The organism is Microcella sp. (genome assembly GCF_030645145.1).
Lineage (GTDB): Bacteria > Actinomycetota > Actinomycetes > Actinomycetales > Microbacteriaceae > Microcella.
Genome location: NZ_JAUSMI010000130.1, coordinates 1 through 17,143 on the forward strand (window position 1 = coordinate 1; position 17,143 = coordinate 17,143).

Below are 17,143 nucleotides of genomic sequence, written 5' to 3' on the forward strand. Positions count from 1 at the left end.
CGGGCGGCGCGGGCGGCGCGAGCGCGGGTGGGGCTTCCGGCGGTCTCGTGAATCTCAACTCGGCCGACGCCGCCGGGCTCGAGACCCTGCCCGGGGTCGGGCCGGCGCTCGCGGCGCGCATCATCGCGTGGCGCGAGGAGAACGGTCCGTTCCGCGCGGTCGATGAGCTCCTCGCCGTCTCGGGCATCGGCGAGAAGACCCTCGCGGGGTTCCGCGACCAGGTGACGGTGTGAGGCGGGCCACGAGCGGGCTCGATCTGCGGCTCGCGCTGCCCGCGGCTGCCGGCTGGGTCGCCGCGATCGTGGTGGTCGGGGCGCCCGGCGCGGCGGGGCTCGTCGCGGCCGCCGCCATTGTCCTCGGCGCGCTCGCGATCGCGGTGACCGTCATCCGAGTGCGGCGCCGGGCGTCGGAGTGCGCGTCGTGGGCCGTGCGCGTGCTCGAGGCGAGCATCCTGCCCCTCGTCGCGATCGGAGTCATCGCCCTCGCGATCGCTCTGCACGAGCCCGTGCGGCACCCGCCGGCGCTCGTCGACGCGCTCGACTCGGGGGCGCCGATCGAGGTCGTCGTCGCGCTCGACGAGACGGTCTCGGGGCGCGGTCCTGCCGCATCCGCGCCCGGATCGCCGTCGACGGGCGCCACTGACGCGACCATCGTCGCGATCTCGCCGCGGGGCACGGTGCCGACCGGTGACGCCGCGTCGACCGCGCTCGAGGCGCGCGTCCCGGTCGTGCTGCTCGGCTTCGAGCCGGGCGAGCGCGCGCCGCTCGGGTCGCGGTGGCACGGGCTCGTGCGCCTCGTGCCGCTCGAGCCGGGCGACGATCGGGTCGCGCTCGCGCGGCCGCTCGGGCCGCTCGAGGCGGCCGGGCTGCCTCCGCCCCTCATCGCGGGCGCGGATGCTCTGCGCGAGCGCTTCCTCGGTGTCGCGAGCGGCTTCCCGGGAGCGGGGGCCGCGCTCCTCCCGGGCCTCGCGATCGGCGACACCTCCGCCGTGGACGCGGAGCTCGATGCGGCGATGAAGCGCTCCTCGCTCAGCCACCTCACCGCGGTCTCGGGCGCGAACTGCGCGATCGTCGTGGGCCTCGTGCTCGGACTCGGCTCGCTCCTGCGGTGGCCCCGCGCGGCGCGCATCGGCGCCGCGCTCGCCGCTCTCGGCGGCTTCGTCGTGCTCGTGACGCCCCAGGCGAGCGTCGTGCGCGCCTCCGTCATGGCCGCGGTCGTCCTGCTCGCGCTCGCGAGCGGTCGCGCGGGCCGCGGTCTGCCCGTCCTCGGCGCGGCGGTGCTCGGGATCCTCGTGCTCGATCCGTGGACGGCGCGCGACTACGGCTTCGCCCTCTCGGTGCTCGCCACCGGCGCGCTGCTCGTGCTCTCGGGGCCGATCGCCGTGCGTCTCGCGACGGTCATGCCGCGAGCGATCGCGCTCTGGATCGCGGTCCCGCTCGCCGCTCAGCTCGCGTGCCAGCCCGTCCTCGTGCTGCTCGCTCCCGAGCTGCCTCTCGTCGGCGTCGTGGCGAACATCCTCGCCGCGCCCGCCGCTCCCGTGGCGACGATCGTCGGCATGGCCGCGTGCCTCGCCGCACCCGTGCTGCCGTGGCTCGCCACCGCGCTCGCGGCCATCGCCTGGGTGCCGGCGAGCTGGATCGCGGGGATCGCGCAGGTCACGAGCGGCCTGCCGAGTGCGACGGCGCCGTGGCCCGAGGGCGCGATCGGAGCGCTGCTCCTCGCGGGGCTGACGGCCGGCGCGCTCGGCGCCGCGGGTATCCCGACGCCGTGGGGAAATCAGCGGGCGCGGGCGCGGGCGGGCCTCGCGACGGCGGCGGCGCTGCTCGCGATCGTCGGGGCGACGGCGGGGGCCGACGCGATCGGGCGGCTCGGGATGCCCGGCGACTGGGTGATCGCGCAGTGCGATGTGGGGCAGGGAGACGCGGTGCTCGTGCGCTCGGCCGGGCGCGTCGCGCTCACCGACACGGGCGCCGACCCCGATGCGCTCGCGGCGTGCCTCGACGACCTCGGCGTCGCGCGGGTCGATCTGCTCGTGCTGACCCACTTCGACACCGACCACGTCGGCGGCGTCGAGGCCGTCGTCGGGCGGGTGGGGGAGGTGCTCGTCGGGCCGACCGATGGAGCGCGCGACGAGGCAGTGCTCGAGTCGCTCGCGGCCGGCGGGGCGACGATCGCGCGCATCACCGCGGGCGACGCCGGCCGGCACGGGGACTACGGGTGGCGCGCGCTGTGGCCTCCCGATCACCGCGGCGTCTCGCTCGGCAACGACGCGAGCCTCGTGCTCGAGTGGCGCGGCGCGGCGGCGTGCGCCTGCCCGAGCATGCTCGCTCTCGGCGACCTCGGCCGCGGAGCGCAGGAGTCGCTACGGGGGAGCGTGCGACTCGCGCCCGTCGACGTCGTCAAGGTCAGCCACCACGGATCGAACGACCAGGATCCGGAGGTCTACGCCGACGCGCGCGCGACGCTCGGCCTCATCGGCGTCGGCGCCGACAACACCTACGGGCACCCGACCGCGGAGGCGCTCGCGATGCTCGCCGATGCCGGAGGAGCGGCGCTCCGCAGCGACCGCCACGGGCTCGTGCTCGTCGCGCCCGCGGAGGGCGGAGGCGGGTGGCGGGTGTGGACGCAGCGCGGGTCGGTCGGCCCGTCTGGCGAGGGCGGCGCCCCGGAGGAGGTCGGTGCCCCGGACTAGGCTGAGGAGCGCTGCCGGCGGGTCGCCCGGACGGCCGGATCGGCCGTCGGGAACGCGACCGCGGCATCCGCTCACCGCTCTCGAGGAGGACCATGCCCGCACCCCGTTCGCGCGGCGCCTCGAGCGCGAAGGCGCCGTCGGCGAAGGCGAAGGCGTCGATCCCGCAGCTCGCGTGGCACGAGATCCGGCCGGCGCCGGTCGTGCTCGTCACGGGGCCCGAGGCCTTCCTCGCCGATCGCGCGAGCCGCGTGCTGCGGGATGCCCTGCGCGCGCAGGACGCGAGCCTCGAGGTGCACGACCTGCGCGCCGACGGCTACGCGCCCGGCGAGCTGCTGACCCTCGCGAGCCCGTCGCTCTTCGGCGAGCCGCGGCTCATCCGCGTCGAGAACGTCGAGAAGTGCAGCGACGCGTTCCTGGAGGACGTGCTCGACTACCTCGCCTCGCCCGCCGACGACACGGTCGTCCTGCTGCGCCACGGCGGCGGGATGCGCGGCAAGAAGATGCTCGACGCGATCCGGTCGGGCCAGGGCTCGGGCATCGAGATCGTCTGCACCGAGCTCAAGCGCGACTCCGATCGCGCCGACTTCGCGGCCGCCGAGTTCCGGCACGCGGGCCGCGCGATCGCGCCCGCCGCCCTCCGCGCCCTCATCAACGCCTTCTCGGACGATCTCGCCGAGCTCGCGAGCGCGTGCCAGCAGCTCGTCGCCGACACCGAGGGCGAGATCACGCCGCAGACGGTCGAGAAGTACTACGGCGGGCGCGTCGAGACGAACGCCTTCGCGGTCGCCGACGCCGCGATCGCCGGGCAGCACGGGCAGGCGCTCGCGCTCCTGCGGCACGCGATCGCGACGGGCGCCGACCCCGTGCCGATGGTCGCCGCGTTTGCGATGAAGCTTCGCACGATGGCGAAGGTCGGCGGCTCGCGCGGATCGGGCGGACAGCTCGCCGGCCAGCTCGGGCTCGCGCCCTGGCAGATCGACCGCGCGCGCCGCGACCTGCAGGGCTGGACGGAGGAGGGCCTCGGTCGCGCCATTCTCGCCGTCGCAGACGCCGACGCGCAGGTCAAGGGCGCGGCCCGCGACCCGATCTACTCGCTCGAGACCCTCGTCCGCACGGTCGCGGCCCGCGGCCTCCCGCCCGCCTGAGCCGCGCGCCCACGCCGCGCACCCGCGCCGCGCACCCGCGCCGCGCCCACGTCCGCGAGCGCGCGCGAACGTCGAAGCCCCGCTCGCCGATGGCGGAGCGGGGCTTCGAGCGGGTGCAGCTGCGGCTAGAGCGCGCCGACCTGCTTGGCGATGGCCGACTTGCGGTTCGCCGCCTGGTTCTTGTGGATGACGCCCTTGCTCGCGGCCTTGTCGAGCTTCTTCGTCGCGACGACGAGAGCCTCGGCGGCGGCGGCCTTGTCGCCCGCGGCGACGGCCTCGCGCGTGCGGCGCACGGCGGTCTTGAGCTCGCTCTTGACGGCCTTGTTGCGCTCCTGCGCCTTGAGGTTGGTCTTGATGCGCTTGATCTGCGACTTGATGTTCGCCATGACTGTCTTTCTTCGATGCGGTCGGTGTGAGTGTGGCGGCCGGGGGTGGGGTGCTGTGAGAACGGGCTCGAAAGCGAGCACATCCTCTGTGGCGAAATCCCAGCCGCAATCCGTGTCGGAAGAGAGAGGGCTTCCTGACACGCAAGCCAACAGGCAACATTACCAGCAGGCGAGCGCCCGCGACAATCGCGCGCGGGGCGCGTCGCGCGAGGCGCGTGCGAGGCGACGGGCGCGGATGCCCGGCCCCGGGCATCCCGTGCGTGACCGCGCTCGGCGACGGGCGTGGGAGAATGGCGCGACATGTCTCCTCGCGCCCTCACGCCGCTCGCCCCCGCGGCCACCGACCCGACGCTGATCCGCAACTTCTGCATCATCGCGCACATCGACCACGGCAAGTCGACGCTCGCCGACCGCATGCTGCAGATCACCGGGGTCGTGAGCGACCGCGACATGCGCGCGCAGTACCTCGACCGCATGGACATCGAGCGCGAGCGCGGGATCACGATCAAGAGCCAGGCGGTGCGGATGCCCTGGGCCCTGCCGGTCGAGGGCGCGAAGCCGCAGACCTTCGCCCTGAATATGATCGACACCCCGGGCCACGTCGACTTCACCTACGAGGTCAGCCGCAGCCTCGCGGCGTGCGAGGGCGCCATCCTGCTCGTCGACGCCGCGCAGGGCATCGAGGCCCAGACGCTCGCGAACCTGTACCTCGCACTCGAGAACGACCTCACGATCATCCCCGTTCTCAACAAGATCGACCTGCCGGCCGCCGACCCGGACAAGTACTCGCGCGAGCTCGCGCAGCTCATCGGCGGCGACCCGGCCGACGTGCTGCGCGTGAGCGGCAAGACCGGCGAGGGGGTCGAGGCGCTGCTCGACCGCGTCGTCGAGCTCATCCCGGCGCCCGTCGGCGACCCGAAGGCGCCCGCTCGCGCGATGATCTTCGACTCCGTCTACGACGCGTACCGCGGCGTCGTCACCTACGTCCGCATGATCGACGGCTCGCTGAGCCCGCGCGAGCGCATCCAGATGATGTCGACGCGCGCGACGCACGAGCTGCTCGAGATCGGCGTCTCGAGCCCCGAGCCCGTCCCGAGCAAGGGCCTCGGCGTCGGCGAGGTGGGCTACCTCATCACCGGCGTGAAGGATGTCCGCCAGTCGAAGGTCGGCGACACCGTCACCAATGCGCAGAAGCCGGCCGCGAGCGCCCTCCCCGGCTACACCGACCCCAAGCCGATGGTGTTCTCGGGGCTGTACCCGATCGACGGCAGCGACTACCCCGTGCTGCGCGAGGCGCTCGACAAGCTCAAGCTCTCCGACGCGGCCCTCAACTACGAGCCCGAGACCTCGGTCGCGCTCGGCTTCGGGTTCCGCTGCGGGTTCCTCGGCCTCCTGCACCTCGAGATCGTCACCGAGCGCCTCGAGCGCGAGTTCGGCCTCGACCTCATCTCGACCGCGCCGAGCGTGACGTACGAGGTCACGACCGACGACAAGAAGCACTTCACGGTCACGAACCCGAGCGAGTTCCCGACGGGCGCGAAGATCGCGAGCGTGAGCGAGCCCATGGTGAAGGCCGCCATCCTCGCCCCGAAGGACTACGTCGGCACGATCATGGAGCTCTGCCAGAGCCGCCGCGGCAGCCTCATCGGCATGGACTACCTCGGCGAGGACCGCGTCGAGATCAAGTACACGATCCCGCTCGGCGAGATCGTCTTCGACTTCTTCGACCAGCTCAAGAGCAAGACCGCCGGTTACGCGAGCCTCGACTACGAGCCGACCGGCGACCAGGAGGCCGACCTCGTGAAGGTCGACATCCTCCTGCAGGGCGAGGCGGTCGACGCGTTCAGCGCGATCGTGCACCGCGAGAAGGCCTACGCCTACGGCGTGCTCATGACCGAGCGCCTCAAGAAGCTCATCCCGCGCCAGCAGTTCGAGGTGCCCATCCAGGCCGCGATCGGCGCCCGCATCATCGCGCGCGAGTCGATCAGCGCGATGCGCAAGGACGTCCTCGCCAAGTGCTACGGCGGTGACATCACCCGCAAGCGCAAGCTCCTCGAGAAGCAGAAGGAGGGCAAGAAGCGCATGAAGATGGTGGGTCGCGTCGAGGTTCCGCAGGAAGCCTTCATCGCTGCTCTCTCGGGCGACGTCGAGAAGGCCAAGGAGAAGAAGTAGCGTGGCCCGCCGACCGCTCGAGCAGCGCACCGTCACCTACGGGTCGGTGGGCGGCACGCAGGCCGTCGACCTGCTGCAGTACCCGCCGAAGGGCTACCGCGCTCTCGAGGTGCGCGGCCGCGTCGGCCACGGCGACGCGCGCTGGGAGCACGCCGTCGAGCAGCTCCTCACGGGCGGCGTCTACCGCGGTGCGGGTCTCGCGGTCCGCATCATCCCCGCGGCCGGTGAGCAGGATGCCGCGCACTACCTGCCCGTGAGCTACGACGAGACCGGCCAGCCCGTGGGCGCCGCGGCGCTCGAGGTGCCCGACGACGAGTTCGCCCCCTCGGGCGAGCGGTACGTGCGCCCCGGCGACACCGTGATCGTGGGCCCCGCGCTCGGGAAGCGCATGTTCTACCCGATCCCGGGCCGCGTGGTGCTGCGCGAGGAGGGACCCGATCGCGTGCTGTACGCCGTCGGGACGCTCCCCGGGCATCCGCTCTCGGGTGAGGAGTCGTTCCTCCTCGAGCGCGAGGCCGACGGCGGCATCTGGCTCACGGTGCGCAGCTTCGCGCGCGCTGCCGGCCCCGGCTGGGCGCTCGCGAACCCCGCGCTCGGCGTCGCTCGCCGCCGCATCGCCCAGCGCTTCCTGCGCGCTCTATCGGCGCCCATCCCCGGCGCGGGCCCCCTGCCCTCGCAGCGGCTCGCGGTCGAGGGGTCCGCGAGCGGTGCGAGTCAGGCGGAGCCCGCAGCGGCGCCCGACGAGAGCGCCGTCGAGGCGACCGACGGCACCCCGGCGATCGCGCCCGCCGAGCGCGACGTCGACCCTCAGGATTCCTGACCTACGCTGAACCCGTGACCGAGGAACCCCGCCCGACCGCGTCCGGCATCGGCCGCGTCCTCGTCGTCGTGTACGCCGTGCTCGCGCTCGCCGCGACCGGCCGCTCGGGCTACCAGATCGCGACGAAGTTCGCCGAGGCGCCCGTCGCGTACTCGCTCTCCGCGCTCGCGGCCGTCGTCTACGTCGTCGCGACCGTCGCTCTCGTCGCCCGCGGCGCGACGGCCTTCCGCGTCGCGGTCGTCGCGATCGCCTTCGAGCTCGTCGGCGTGCTCGCGGTCGGCGTCGCGAGCCTCCTCGACCCGGCGCTCTTCCCCGACGACACCGTGTGGTCGCGATTCGGGCAGGGCTACCTGTTCATCCCGCTCGTGCTCCCCGTGCTCGGGCTGCTGTGGCTGCGGCGCGTCCAGCGGGTCCGCCGCTCCGCCCCGGCCGCCGCCTCCGCCACCACCGGGGCCGCGTCGTGACCGAGCCCCGCATCCTCGAGGGTCTCGACGCGCTGCCGATCGACGACGTCCGCTCGATCGTCACGATCGGCAAGTTCGACGGCGTCCACCGCGGCCACCGCGCGGTCATCGCGGGCATGCGCGAGCGCGCGGGCGACGCGCGCGTCGCCGTCGTCACGTTTGACCGCCACCCCGCGTCGGTGCTCGCTCCCGAGCGCGCTCCGTCGCCGCTCCTGAGCGTCGCGCAGAAGACCGAGGCGCTCGTCGAGGCCGGTGCCGACCTCGTGGTCGTGCTGCCGTTCACGCGCGAGCTCGCGAGCTGGGGCCCCGACGAGTTCGTGCAGCGCGTGATCGTCGGCGGCCTCCGCGCGAGCGAGGTCGTCGTGGGCTCCGACTTCCGGTACGGCGCCCGCGGCGCGGGCTCGGTCGACACCCTGCGCGAGGAGGGGGAGCGCTTCGGCTTCACCGTCTCGCTCATCGATGACGTGTGCGAGCAGGACGGGCGGCGCGTGTCGTCGACGGGCATCCGCGAGGCGCTCGATGCCGGCCGCCTCGAGGAGGCGACGGAGGCCCTCGGGCGCTACCCGCGCATCCGCTCGCTCGTCGTGCCGGGCCATCAGCGCGGGCGCGATCTCGGCTACCCGACCGCGAATCTCGCGCACAACGCGGAGGGGTACATCCCCGCCGACGGCGTCTACGCGACGTGGCTGCACGTCGACGGCGAGCGCTACCCGGCCGCGACGAGCGTCGGCAACAACCCGACCTTCGGCGACGTCGCCGACAAGACCGTCGAGGCGCACGCCATGGACGTCGCGCTCGACCTCTACGGCCGGACCGTCGAGCTCGAGTTCGTGCGATGGATGCGCGGCATGAAGAAGTTCGAGTCGGCCGAGACGCTCGCGACCCAGATGGGGCGCGACGAGGAGGAGATCCGCGCGGTCCTCGGCGTTCCGGGCGCGGCCGCGGCCGGCTGACCGCGCGTCGGGGCGGCCTCGGTCGCCGTGGTCCCGCAGTAGAGTCGCCTGGTGCCCGATCGCCTGCTCTCGCCTCGCGGCGGTCGCCTCCTCGGGGTGCTCGGCATCGTCCTGATCGCCCTCAACATCCGCACCGCCGTCGCCGGACTCTCGCCGATCGCCGGGCGGATCGGCGCGGAGATCCCCCTCGACGCCGCGGCCATCGGGCTCCTCGGCGTCGTGCCGCCCGTCGCGTTCGCCGCGGCGGGGATCGTCGCCCCCTGGGTCGCGCACCGCATCGGCCTCGAGCGCGCCCTCCTCGTCGCCGTGGTCGCGATGATCGCCGGACACCTGCTGCGCGGCGCGGCGACCGACTACCCGGGGCTCCTCGCGAGCACGCTCGTCGTGCTCATGGGCGCCGGATTCGGCAACATCCTGCTTCCGCCGGCGGTCAAGCGCTACGCGCCCGGCCGCATCGGCGCGGTAACGGCCGCCTACGCGACCATGATGTCGATCTCGACGGCGCTGCCTCCGCTCATCGCGGTGCCGGTCGCCGACGCGGCCGGCTGGCGGGTCTCGCTCGCGATGTGGGGCGCGGTGGGGGTGCTCGCGCTCGTCCCGTGGGTCGTCCTCGCGGCCCGGCCGCCGCATCCCGTCGTCACGGAGCCCGTCACGATCGTCGAGGTCGACCCGTCCGATGCGGGCCCGGATGCCGACGCCGACGCCGTCGACCCCGTCGACGAGCCCGACACCCGCCAGTTCGGGCGCCTCGCGCGCTCACGCGTCGTCTGGGGCATCACGATCCCGTTCGCGATCTCCGGCGTCACGGCGTACTCGATCTTCGCTCTCATGCCCCTGCTGCTGCAGGACGTCGCCGGGCTCGACGCCGGCCGCGCCGGGGCCCTCCTCGGTCTCTTCGCGATCGTCGGCCTCCCGCTCTCGCTCGCGACCCCCGTGATCACCGCCCGACTGCGATCGCCGGCCCCGATCATGGTCGGATCGGTCGCCGCGTTCACCGTGGGGTTCCTGGGTCTCGCTCTCGCGCCGACCCTCGCGACCCCGCTGTGGATGATCCTGCTCGGCGCCGGGCAGATCCTCTTCCCGATGTGCCTCACGCTCATCGGGGTCCGCAGCCGCACCTCGCGCCGCGCGGTCACGGTGAGCGGCTTCGTGCAGGCGATCGGCTACGGCGTCGCCGCCGTCGCCCCGCTGGGTCTCGGTCTGCTCCGCACGGCCACCGGCAGCTGGATGCCCGCGATCGTCATCCTGCTGCTCGCGGCCCTCTCGACGCTCGTCGCGATCCCGCTCCTGCGCTCGGGAGAGCTCATCGACGACGAGATGGAGCGCCGCGGGCTCTGACCCGGCGCGAGCCTCGCGGGCGCGAGCCTCGGCGGCTCAGGCGACGCGCTCGGCCTGGTGCACGAGCGCGGCCGCGCCGATGAGGGGCCCTTCGCCGCTCAGAGCCGAGGCGACGACGCGCGTGCTCGTGACGAAGGCGAAGTCGCTGTGCCGCGCGACCGCCGCCTGCACGAGGTCGACGTAATCCTCGGCGACGTGACTGAACCCGCCCCCGATCGCGACGACGTCGAGGTCGACGAGAGCGCTGGCCGAGGCGATCGCCGCGCCCACGGCGCCGGCCGAGCGCTCGATGGCGGCGCGCGCCGTCGCATCCCCGTCTCGTGCGGAGGCGGCGAGCTCCTCGCCGGTCGCGCCCGTCCAGCCGTGCGCGCGGGCCCACGCGACCGTGCGCGGGCCCGAGGCGACGGCCTCGAGGCAGCCGCGCGCCCCGCACGCGCAGAGGTCGTCGAAGCCGGCGACCTGCACGTGGCCGATGTGCCCCGCGTTGCCGCTGCGCCCGGTGATGACGCGGCCATCGAGGATCACGCCGCCGCCCACGCCCGTCGACACGATCATGCCCATGACGCTCGACTCGCCCTGCGCGGCGCCGACCCACACCTCGGCGAGGGCGATGCAGATGCCGTCCATGCGCAGCGTGACGGGGAGGGTCGCGGGGAGCAGGTCGGCGACGAACTCGCCGAGGGGGTAGTCGCGCCAGGCGGCGAGGTTGAGCGGCGACACGTTGCCCGTCCGACCCGCGATCGGCCCGGCGGAGCCGATGCCCGCGCCGAGCAGCTCGACGTCGGGGCCGGCCGCCGATTCGAGCGCGCTCTCGACCGCCTCGGTGACGGATGCCGCGAGCGCACCGCTCGAGGACGTCGCGCCCGTCGGGCGGCGATGCCGCGATCCCGGCAGAACGCGCCCGGCGGCGTCGACGAGCGCGGCCTCCACCTTCGTGCCTCCGAGGTCCACGGCGAGGGCGTAGTCGGTCACGGGGGAGTCCTCTCGAGCGGCGCGGCATCGCGCAGGGCTGTCGAGGACCAGCGTATCGAGCGGCGAACGCGCGCCCCGTCGCCTCTCTGCTCATGTGAGCAGGGCCGCAACATATGTTGGCCGCCGCGCGCGACCGCGCCTAGCCTGGACCCGTGCCGCTCGTGCGGCGGCGCACGCACGAGTCCCTCGACCGACGACGGAGAACCATGGTGTCCACGGAGAGCGCGGCAGCCAACGAGCTGCTCGCCGTCCGCGCTGCCGAGCTCTACTACGAGGAGAACAAGACGCAGGACGAGATCGGGGCCATCCTCCGCGTCACGCGCTGGAAGGTCGGCCGACTCCTCTCGCAGGCGCGCGAGCGCGGCATCATCCGCATCGAGATCGTCCACCCGCGCGCTCGGCGTCTCGCCCTCGAGCGCGAGCTCGGCGCCCGCTTCGGCCTCAAGGACGCGATCGTCGTCCCCGCGCCCGTCGACGAGGTCGAGCTGCAGGCCCGCGTCGCCGAAGCCGCCGCCGACTACCTCGTGAGCGTGCGGCCCGTGCCCCGGCTCCTCGGCGTCAGCTGGGGCCGCACGCTCCACCAGGTCGCGGAATCCCTCCCGGTCGGCTGGTCCACGGGCGTCAACGTCGTGCAGATCAACGGCGGCGTGAGCCTCTCCAAGCGCCCGGGCACCGCCGCGAGCACCGCCGTCATGATCGCTCAGAAGGCCGGAGGCCAGGCGACCCTCCTGCCGAGCCCCGCCATCCTCGAGCGCCTCGAGACCAAGAAGGCCATCGAGAGCGACCGCACCGTCGGCGGCGTCGTCCAGATGGCGCGCGGCGCGGCCGCCTACCTCTTCAGCGCGGGCGTCGCCGACACCTCCTCGGTGCACGTCGACAGCGGCTACCTCACCGCCGATGACATCGCCGAGCTGCGCGAGCGCGGCGCGGTGGGCGACGTCATCGGTCGCTACATCACGGCCGACGGCACGATCGCCGACCCCGAGCTCGACGCGCGCACCCTCGGCCTCGGCCTCGAGGAGCTGCGCTCGGCCGCCTCGAGCATCCTCGTCATCGGCGGCGAAGCGAAGCACGCCGTCGCGCGCGCGATCGTCACGCACGGTCTGTGCTCGGTCATCGTGACCGACGAGCACACCGCGCGCGCCCTGCTCGACGACCTCGACGGCGATGCGGCGGCCGACGCCAGCGCCGGCGCGCCCGACTCCGGATCCTCGGGCGCTGCGGCGCCCTCCGGCCATCACGACTCCCCAGCGGAAGGGTCTGCATCATGACCATCGACCATCCGGTCGCGCTCGCCCCGGCCGACCGGGCCGTGCGCCTGCTCGGCGGCGACCTCACCGAGAAGGCGCTTCGCCTCCACCTCGACGGCCTCACGGGCGTCGACGCGGTCGGCCTCGAGGCCCGCGCCGCGAACCTCGCGACCCGCTCGATCAAGACGAGCTCGAAGGCCTGGGCGCTCGACACGATCATCTCGACGTGCGACCTCACGACGCTCGAGGGGGCCGACACCCCCGGCAAGGTCCGCTCCCTCGTCGCGAAGGCCGTCATGCCCGACCCGAGCGACCCCTCCTGCCCGCGTGTGGCCGCCGTGTGCGTCTACGGCGACATGGTGCCCTACGCCGTCGAGGCGCTCGGCGCCCTCCACGGCGATCCCGACCACGGCCTCGTGAGCGTCGCCGCCGTCGCGACCGCCTTCCCCTCGGGCCGCGCGAGCCTCGACATCAAGATCGCCGACACGCGCGAGGCCGTGGCGGCCGGCGCCGATGAGATCGACATGGTCATCGACCGCGGCGCCTTCCTCTCCGGTCGCTACGGGCTCGTGTTCGACCAGATCGTCGCCGTCAAGGAGGCCTGCCGCCGCGTCGACGGGTCGTTCGCGCACCTCAAGGTCATCCTCGAGACGGGCGAGCTGCAGACGTACGACAACGTGCGCCGGGCATCCTGGCTCGCGATCCTCGCGGGCGCCGACTTCATCAAGACCTCGACGGGCAAGGTGAGCCCCGCGGCCACGCTGCCCGTCACGCTGCTCATGCTCGAGGTGATCCGCGACTGGAACCGCCTCACGGGCGAGCGCATCGGGATGAAGCCGGCCGGGGGCATCCGCTCGTCGAAGGACGCCGTGCGCTACCTCGTCACGGTCGCCGAGACCGTCGGCGAGGAGTGGCTCGTGCCCCACCTGTGGCGGTTCGGCGCCTCGAGCCTCGTGAACGACGTGCTGCTGCAGCGCCAGAAGATGACGACCGGCCACTACAGCGGCCCCGACTACGTGACGGTGGACTAGACCATGAGCTTCCTCGAGTACGCCCCCGCGCCCGAGTCGACGGCGATCCTGAACCTCCGCGACTCGTACGGCCTGTTCATCGACGGCGAGTTCGTCGACGGCCACGGCGCGGCGTTCGCGACCATCAGCCCGTCGACCGAGAAGCGCATCGCCGAGGTGGCGTGCGCGGATGCCTCCGACGTCGACCGCGCCGTCGCCGCCGCCCGTCGCGCCTACGACCGCACCTGGTCGCGGATGTCGGGCGCCGACCGCGGCAAGTACCTCTTCCGTATCGCGCGCCTCATCCAGGAGCGAGCCCGCGAGCTCGCCGTCGCCGAGAGCCTCGACAACGGCAAGCCGATCAAGGAGACCCGCGACGTCGACATCCCGCTCGTCGCCGCGTGGTTCTTCTACTACGCCGGCTGGGCCGACAAGCTCGAGTACGCGGGCCTCGGCTCGTCGCCGCGCGCGCTCGGCGTCGCCGCGCAGGTCATCCCGTGGAACTTCCCGCTGCTCATGCTCGCGTGGAAGATCGCACCCGCCCTCGCCGCCGGCAACACCGTCGTGCTCAAGCCCGCCGAGACCACGCCGCTCACGGCGCTGCTCTTCGCCGAGATCTGCCAGCAGGCCGACCTCCCCGCCGGTGTCGTCAACATCATCACGGGTGCCGGCGAGACCGGTCGCGCGCTCGTCTCGCACGACGACGTCAACAAGGTCGCCTTCACCGGCTCGACGCCCGTCGGCCGCGAGATCGCCCGCGCCGTCGCCGGAACGGGCAAGAAGCTCACCCTCGAGCTCGGCGGCAAGGGCGCCAACATCGTCTTCGACGACGCCGCGATGGATCAGGCCGTCGAGGGCATCGTCTCGGGCATCTTCTTCAACCAGGGCCACGTCTGCTGCGCCGGCTCGCGCCTGCTCGTCCAGGAGAACGTCCACGACGAGCTCGTCGACCGCCTCAAGACGCGACTGTCGACGCTGCGCCTCGGCGACCCGCTCGACAAGAACACCGACATCGGAGCGATCAACTCGCGCGAGCAGCTCGATCGCATCCGCGCCCTGAGCGACATCGGCGAGCAGGAGGGCGCCGAGCGCTGGAGCCCCGCGTGCGAGATCCCCTCGAACGGGTTCTGGTTCGCGCCGACGATCTTCACGAACGTCTCGACCTCGCACCGCATCGCGCGCGACGAGATCTTCGGGCCCGTCCTGTCGGTGCTGACCTTCCGCACGCCCGAGGAGGCCGTCGCGAAGGCCAACAACACCCCGTACGGCCTCTCGGCCGGCATCTGGACGGAGAAGGCCTCGCGCATGCTCGCGCTCGCCGACCGCCTGCGCGCGGGCGTCGTCTGGGCCAACACGTTCAACAAGTTCGACCCGGCCTCTCCCTTCGGCGGGTACAAGGAGTCCGGCTACGGCCGCGAGGGCGGCCGCCACGGCCTGGCCGCGTACCTCGAGGCGAGCGGCTGGCAGGCTCCGATCGAGTCGAGCCCAGCATCCCCTCGATCTGGCCGCAAGGCCCGGAAGGCGGTCGCGAAGTGAGCCGGCTCAGCGTGCCCAAGACCTACAAGCTCGCGATCGGCGGCGCGTTCCCGCGCAGCGAGAGCGGCCGCACCTACGTCGTGACCTCGCCCGCGGGCGAGTTCCTCGCGAACGCCTCGCTCGCCTCCCGGAAGGACGCACGGGATGCCGTCGTCGCGGCCCGCAGCGCGCAGGCCAAGTGGGCGGGCGCGACGGCCTACAACCGCGGCCAGGTGCTCTACCGCATCGCCGAGCTGCTCGAAGGGCGTCGCGCGCAGTTCGTCGACGAGATCGTGCAGTCGGAGGGCGTGACGGCCGCCGTGGCCGGCGCCCAGGTCGACGCGACCATCGACCTCTGGGTCTGGTACGCGGGCTGGGCCGACAAGTACGCGCAGGTCGCCGGCAACGGCAACCCCGTCTCGGGCCCGTACTTCAACCTCTCGGTGCCCGACGCGACGGGCGTCGTCGCCGCGATCGCCCCGCAGGACCGCACGGGAGTCTCGCTGCTCGGCCTCGCGGCCGTCGTCGCGCCGATCGTGCTCTCGGGCAACACGGTCGTCGTCGTCGCGAACGAGGCCGCGCCGCTCTCGGCCATCTCGCTCGCGGAGGTGCTCGCGACCTCGGACGTCCCGGGCGGCGTCGTCAACGTGCTCACCGGCTCGCCGGCCGAGCTCGCGCCGTGGCTCGCGTCGCACGCCGATGTCAACGCGCTCGACCTGGCCGGAGCCGGCTCGATCGCGGACGGCGCGTGGGTCGACCTGCAGATCACCGCGGCCGAGACGCTCAAGCGCGTCCTGCCGCCCGTCGAGGGGGCGCCCGCGCCCTCCCTCGAGCGCATCACCGCCTTCGTCGAGACGAAGACGGTCTGGCACACGAAGGCGATGCTCTAGCGCTCGCCCTCGTGCCTGCGGGCCGGTCCTTGTGGTGGGGGCCGGCCCGCCTCTTCTCTGCGAGCCCGCGCGCTCGTCCCCGGCCCGTCTGCGTCTCCACGATTCAGGAGTTCTCGTCGGCGCGAGCCGCTGCGGCGCATCCCGGGCGTGTCTCCACAACTCAGGAATCGCCGTCATCGCAGCCGCCTCAAGGCCCCTCACCGGGCGTGTCGCGGCCCTCGAGGCGCGCACTCTCCTGAGTTGTGGAGATCGACGCGACGCGACGCTGCGCGCGCGTCGTCGGCCGCCGCCGCGACGGCCCGTTCCTGAATTGCAGAGGTCGCGAGCGGTGGGGGCGGATGCTCGACCCGCGCCGCGCGGCCAGCTCAGTCGGTGCGGGCCGGGTCGTTCTCGCGCGGCACGCGCACGAGCACCTCGGCGGGCGGGAGGAACTCGCCCGTCCGCTCGACCTCGTGGACGAGCGCGACCATCGCGGCGTTGACGGGCGCCGGGATGCGCAGGCCGGCCGCGGCATCCGCCACCGCCCCGTTGAGGGCGTCGATCTCGGTCGTCCGACCGCGGCGGATGCTCTGCAGCGTCGACGCCGGATTCGGCACGTCCCCCATGCGCGCGGCGAGCGATCGCGGCAGCAGCTCGGCCTGCTCCGAGTCACCCGCGAGCAGCTCCTCGACCTCCGCCGCGCCCACGGAGCCCACCTGCGCCCACCGCACCCCGAGAGCCCGCCCGACGACGGCCGTCTCGACCATGCCGCGCGCGAGCACGCGACGCAGCCCGTCGTGGGCGACGACCTGCTGCACGCTCAGCCCCGTGATCGCCGGCAGGGCGTTGACCTGGTTGACGAGCAGCTTCGTCCACTGGGCTCCGCGCACGTCGCCGGTCACGGTGACCTCCGCGGGCAGCGCAGCACGCAAGAGAGGCAGCGCGATCGCCACCGCAGCCTCGTCACCCGCGAGCGTGAGCGGCGCTGGCCCGGTCACCGACACGCGCCCCGGCGCGACAAGGCTCGCGGCGAAGAGGGCGAGGCCGATCGCGACGGGGGAGTGCGGCAGGGCATCCCGCACCGCGTCGGCGCCGCCGAGCCCGTTCTGCACGACGAGCACCGGAGTGCCGTCGCATTCGGAGACCGCGCGCAGCGCCGCCGCCGAGTCGTGCGCCTTCGTCGCGAGGACGATGAGATCGACGGGCGGCTCGACGCGCTCGACCACGGGCACGCGCGCGACGTGCGACCCCCAGCCGCCGGAGAGCTCCAGGCCGTCGCGCGCGATCACCGCGCCGTGCTCGCCCCGGGCGACCACGACGACGTCGTCGCCCGCGCGCGACAGGAGCGCGGCGAGCACGCCGCCGACCGCCCCCGCCCCCACGACCGCGATCCGCACCTGGGCATCCTACGACCGCGCTAGCTGTAGTTCCCAGGCAGGTTGTTCAGGTCGAGCTCCTCCAGGCTTGAGGGTGTCTAGTCGCTCTCACCTGAAGGAGCCCGATGGAGCTTCACGCTAATGCCCGTTTGTCTGTTGAAGGTCGACGACTGCTGTGTCG

At 73.5% G+C, this 17,143-nt stretch carries 15 protein-coding genes; 12 read left to right on the forward strand and 3 right to left on the reverse strand.

The window, feature by feature from the left end; translation table 11 throughout:
- From Q7T15_RS08510 to holA, 3 genes are all read left to right on the forward strand, one after another.
- Window positions 1-233 (forward strand): ComEA family DNA-binding protein (locus Q7T15_RS08510; RefSeq protein WP_304695256.1); only part of this gene is annotated, 233 nt, incomplete at its 5' end.
- Entirely contained in the window at window positions 230-2,692 is a 2,463-nt protein-coding gene (locus Q7T15_RS08515; protein WP_304695258.1) for a ComEC/Rec2 family competence protein, read from the forward strand. The genes Q7T15_RS08510 and Q7T15_RS08515, both read left to right, overlap by 4 nt.
- A 92-nt stretch (window positions 2,693-2,784) precedes the next feature.
- Window positions 2,785-3,837 carry a DNA polymerase III subunit delta gene (gene holA / locus Q7T15_RS08520; RefSeq protein WP_304695260.1) on the forward strand — a complete coding sequence of 351 codons (1,053 nt, stop codon included), beginning with the start codon at window positions 2,785-2,787 and terminating at the stop codon, window positions 3,835-3,837.
- 125 nt (window positions 3,838-3,962) lie between these two features.
- Here the strand turns inward: holA and rpsT are convergent, their stop codons facing one another.
- Window positions 3,963-4,223, reverse strand: coding sequence for a 30S ribosomal protein S20 (gene rpsT, locus Q7T15_RS08525; RefSeq protein ID WP_182489739.1), 261 nt, complete (start codon window positions 4,221-4,223; stop codon window positions 3,963-3,965).
- 300 nt (window positions 4,224-4,523) lie between these two features.
- Between rpsT and lepA the strand changes: the two genes are divergently transcribed.
- Genes lepA through Q7T15_RS08550 form a run of 5 tightly spaced genes read left to right on the forward strand, consistent with a single transcriptional unit; the run spans window position 4,524 to window position 9,970 of the window.
- Window positions 4,524-6,395, forward strand: coding sequence for a translation elongation factor 4 (gene lepA / locus Q7T15_RS08530; protein ID WP_304695264.1), 1,872 nt, complete (start codon window positions 4,524-4,526; stop codon window positions 6,393-6,395).
- A gap of 1 nt (window position 6,396) precedes the next feature.
- Window positions 6,397-7,215, forward strand: a complete 819-nt coding sequence (locus Q7T15_RS08535) for a DUF1990 family protein (protein WP_304695266.1) — start codon at window positions 6,397-6,399, stop codon at window positions 7,213-7,215.
- A 14-nt stretch (window positions 7,216-7,229) separates the two neighbouring features.
- Window positions 7,230-7,679 (forward strand): hypothetical protein, encoded by a 450-nt coding sequence (locus Q7T15_RS08540; protein ID WP_304695268.1) that lies wholly within the window; start codon window positions 7,230-7,232, stop codon window positions 7,677-7,679.
- Window positions 7,676-8,632 carry a bifunctional riboflavin kinase/FAD synthetase gene (locus tag Q7T15_RS08545; protein WP_304695270.1) on the forward strand — a complete coding sequence of 319 codons (957 nt, stop codon included), beginning with the start codon at window positions 7,676-7,678 and terminating at the stop codon, window positions 8,630-8,632. Before Q7T15_RS08540 ends, Q7T15_RS08545 begins: the two co-directional genes overlap by 4 nt.
- Window positions 8,633-8,683: 51 nt before the next feature.
- Entirely contained in the window at window positions 8,684-9,970 is a 1,287-nt protein-coding gene (locus Q7T15_RS08550) for a CynX/NimT family MFS transporter (protein ID WP_304695272.1), read from the forward strand.
- 36 nt (window positions 9,971-10,006) lie between these two features.
- On the opposite strand, the gene Q7T15_RS08555 is transcribed toward Q7T15_RS08550, so the two are convergent.
- Window positions 10,007-10,942: an ROK family protein gene (locus tag Q7T15_RS08555; RefSeq protein ID WP_304695274.1), complete on the reverse strand. Its 936-nt coding sequence runs from the start codon at window positions 10,940-10,942 to the stop codon at window positions 10,007-10,009.
- A 152-nt stretch (window positions 10,943-11,094) separates the two neighbouring features.
- Between Q7T15_RS08555 and Q7T15_RS08560 the strand changes: the two genes are divergently transcribed.
- From Q7T15_RS08560 to Q7T15_RS08575, 4 genes are read left to right on the forward strand one after another with little or no spacing between them, the layout of a single operon-like run.
- Entirely contained in the window at window positions 11,095-12,213 is a 1,119-nt protein-coding gene (locus Q7T15_RS08560; RefSeq protein ID WP_304695276.1) for a sugar-binding transcriptional regulator, read from the forward strand.
- Window positions 12,210-13,223, forward strand: a complete 1,014-nt coding sequence (gene deoC / locus Q7T15_RS08565) for a deoxyribose-phosphate aldolase (protein ID WP_304695278.1) — start codon at window positions 12,210-12,212, stop codon at window positions 13,221-13,223. The genes Q7T15_RS08560 and deoC overlap by 4 nt, the downstream gene beginning before the upstream one ends.
- Before the next feature lie 3 nt (window positions 13,224-13,226).
- Window positions 13,227-14,738 carry an aldehyde dehydrogenase family protein gene (locus Q7T15_RS08570; protein WP_304695280.1) on the forward strand — a complete coding sequence of 504 codons (1,512 nt, stop codon included), beginning with the start codon at window positions 13,227-13,229 and terminating at the stop codon, window positions 14,736-14,738.
- On the forward strand, window positions 14,735-15,607 hold the full coding sequence (locus tag Q7T15_RS08575; RefSeq protein WP_304695283.1) for an aldehyde dehydrogenase family protein: 873 nt from the start codon (window positions 14,735-14,737) through the stop codon (window positions 15,605-15,607). The genes Q7T15_RS08570 and Q7T15_RS08575 overlap by 4 nt, the downstream gene beginning before the upstream one ends.
- Before the next feature lie 365 nt (window positions 15,608-15,972).
- Here Q7T15_RS08575 and Q7T15_RS08580 read toward each other — a convergent pair whose 3' ends face one another.
- Complete coding sequence (locus Q7T15_RS08580) at window positions 15,973-16,983, reverse strand: ketopantoate reductase family protein (RefSeq protein WP_304695285.1); 1,011 nt, start codon at window positions 16,981-16,983, stop codon at window positions 15,973-15,975.
- Window positions 16,984-17,143: the final 160 nt, after the last annotated feature.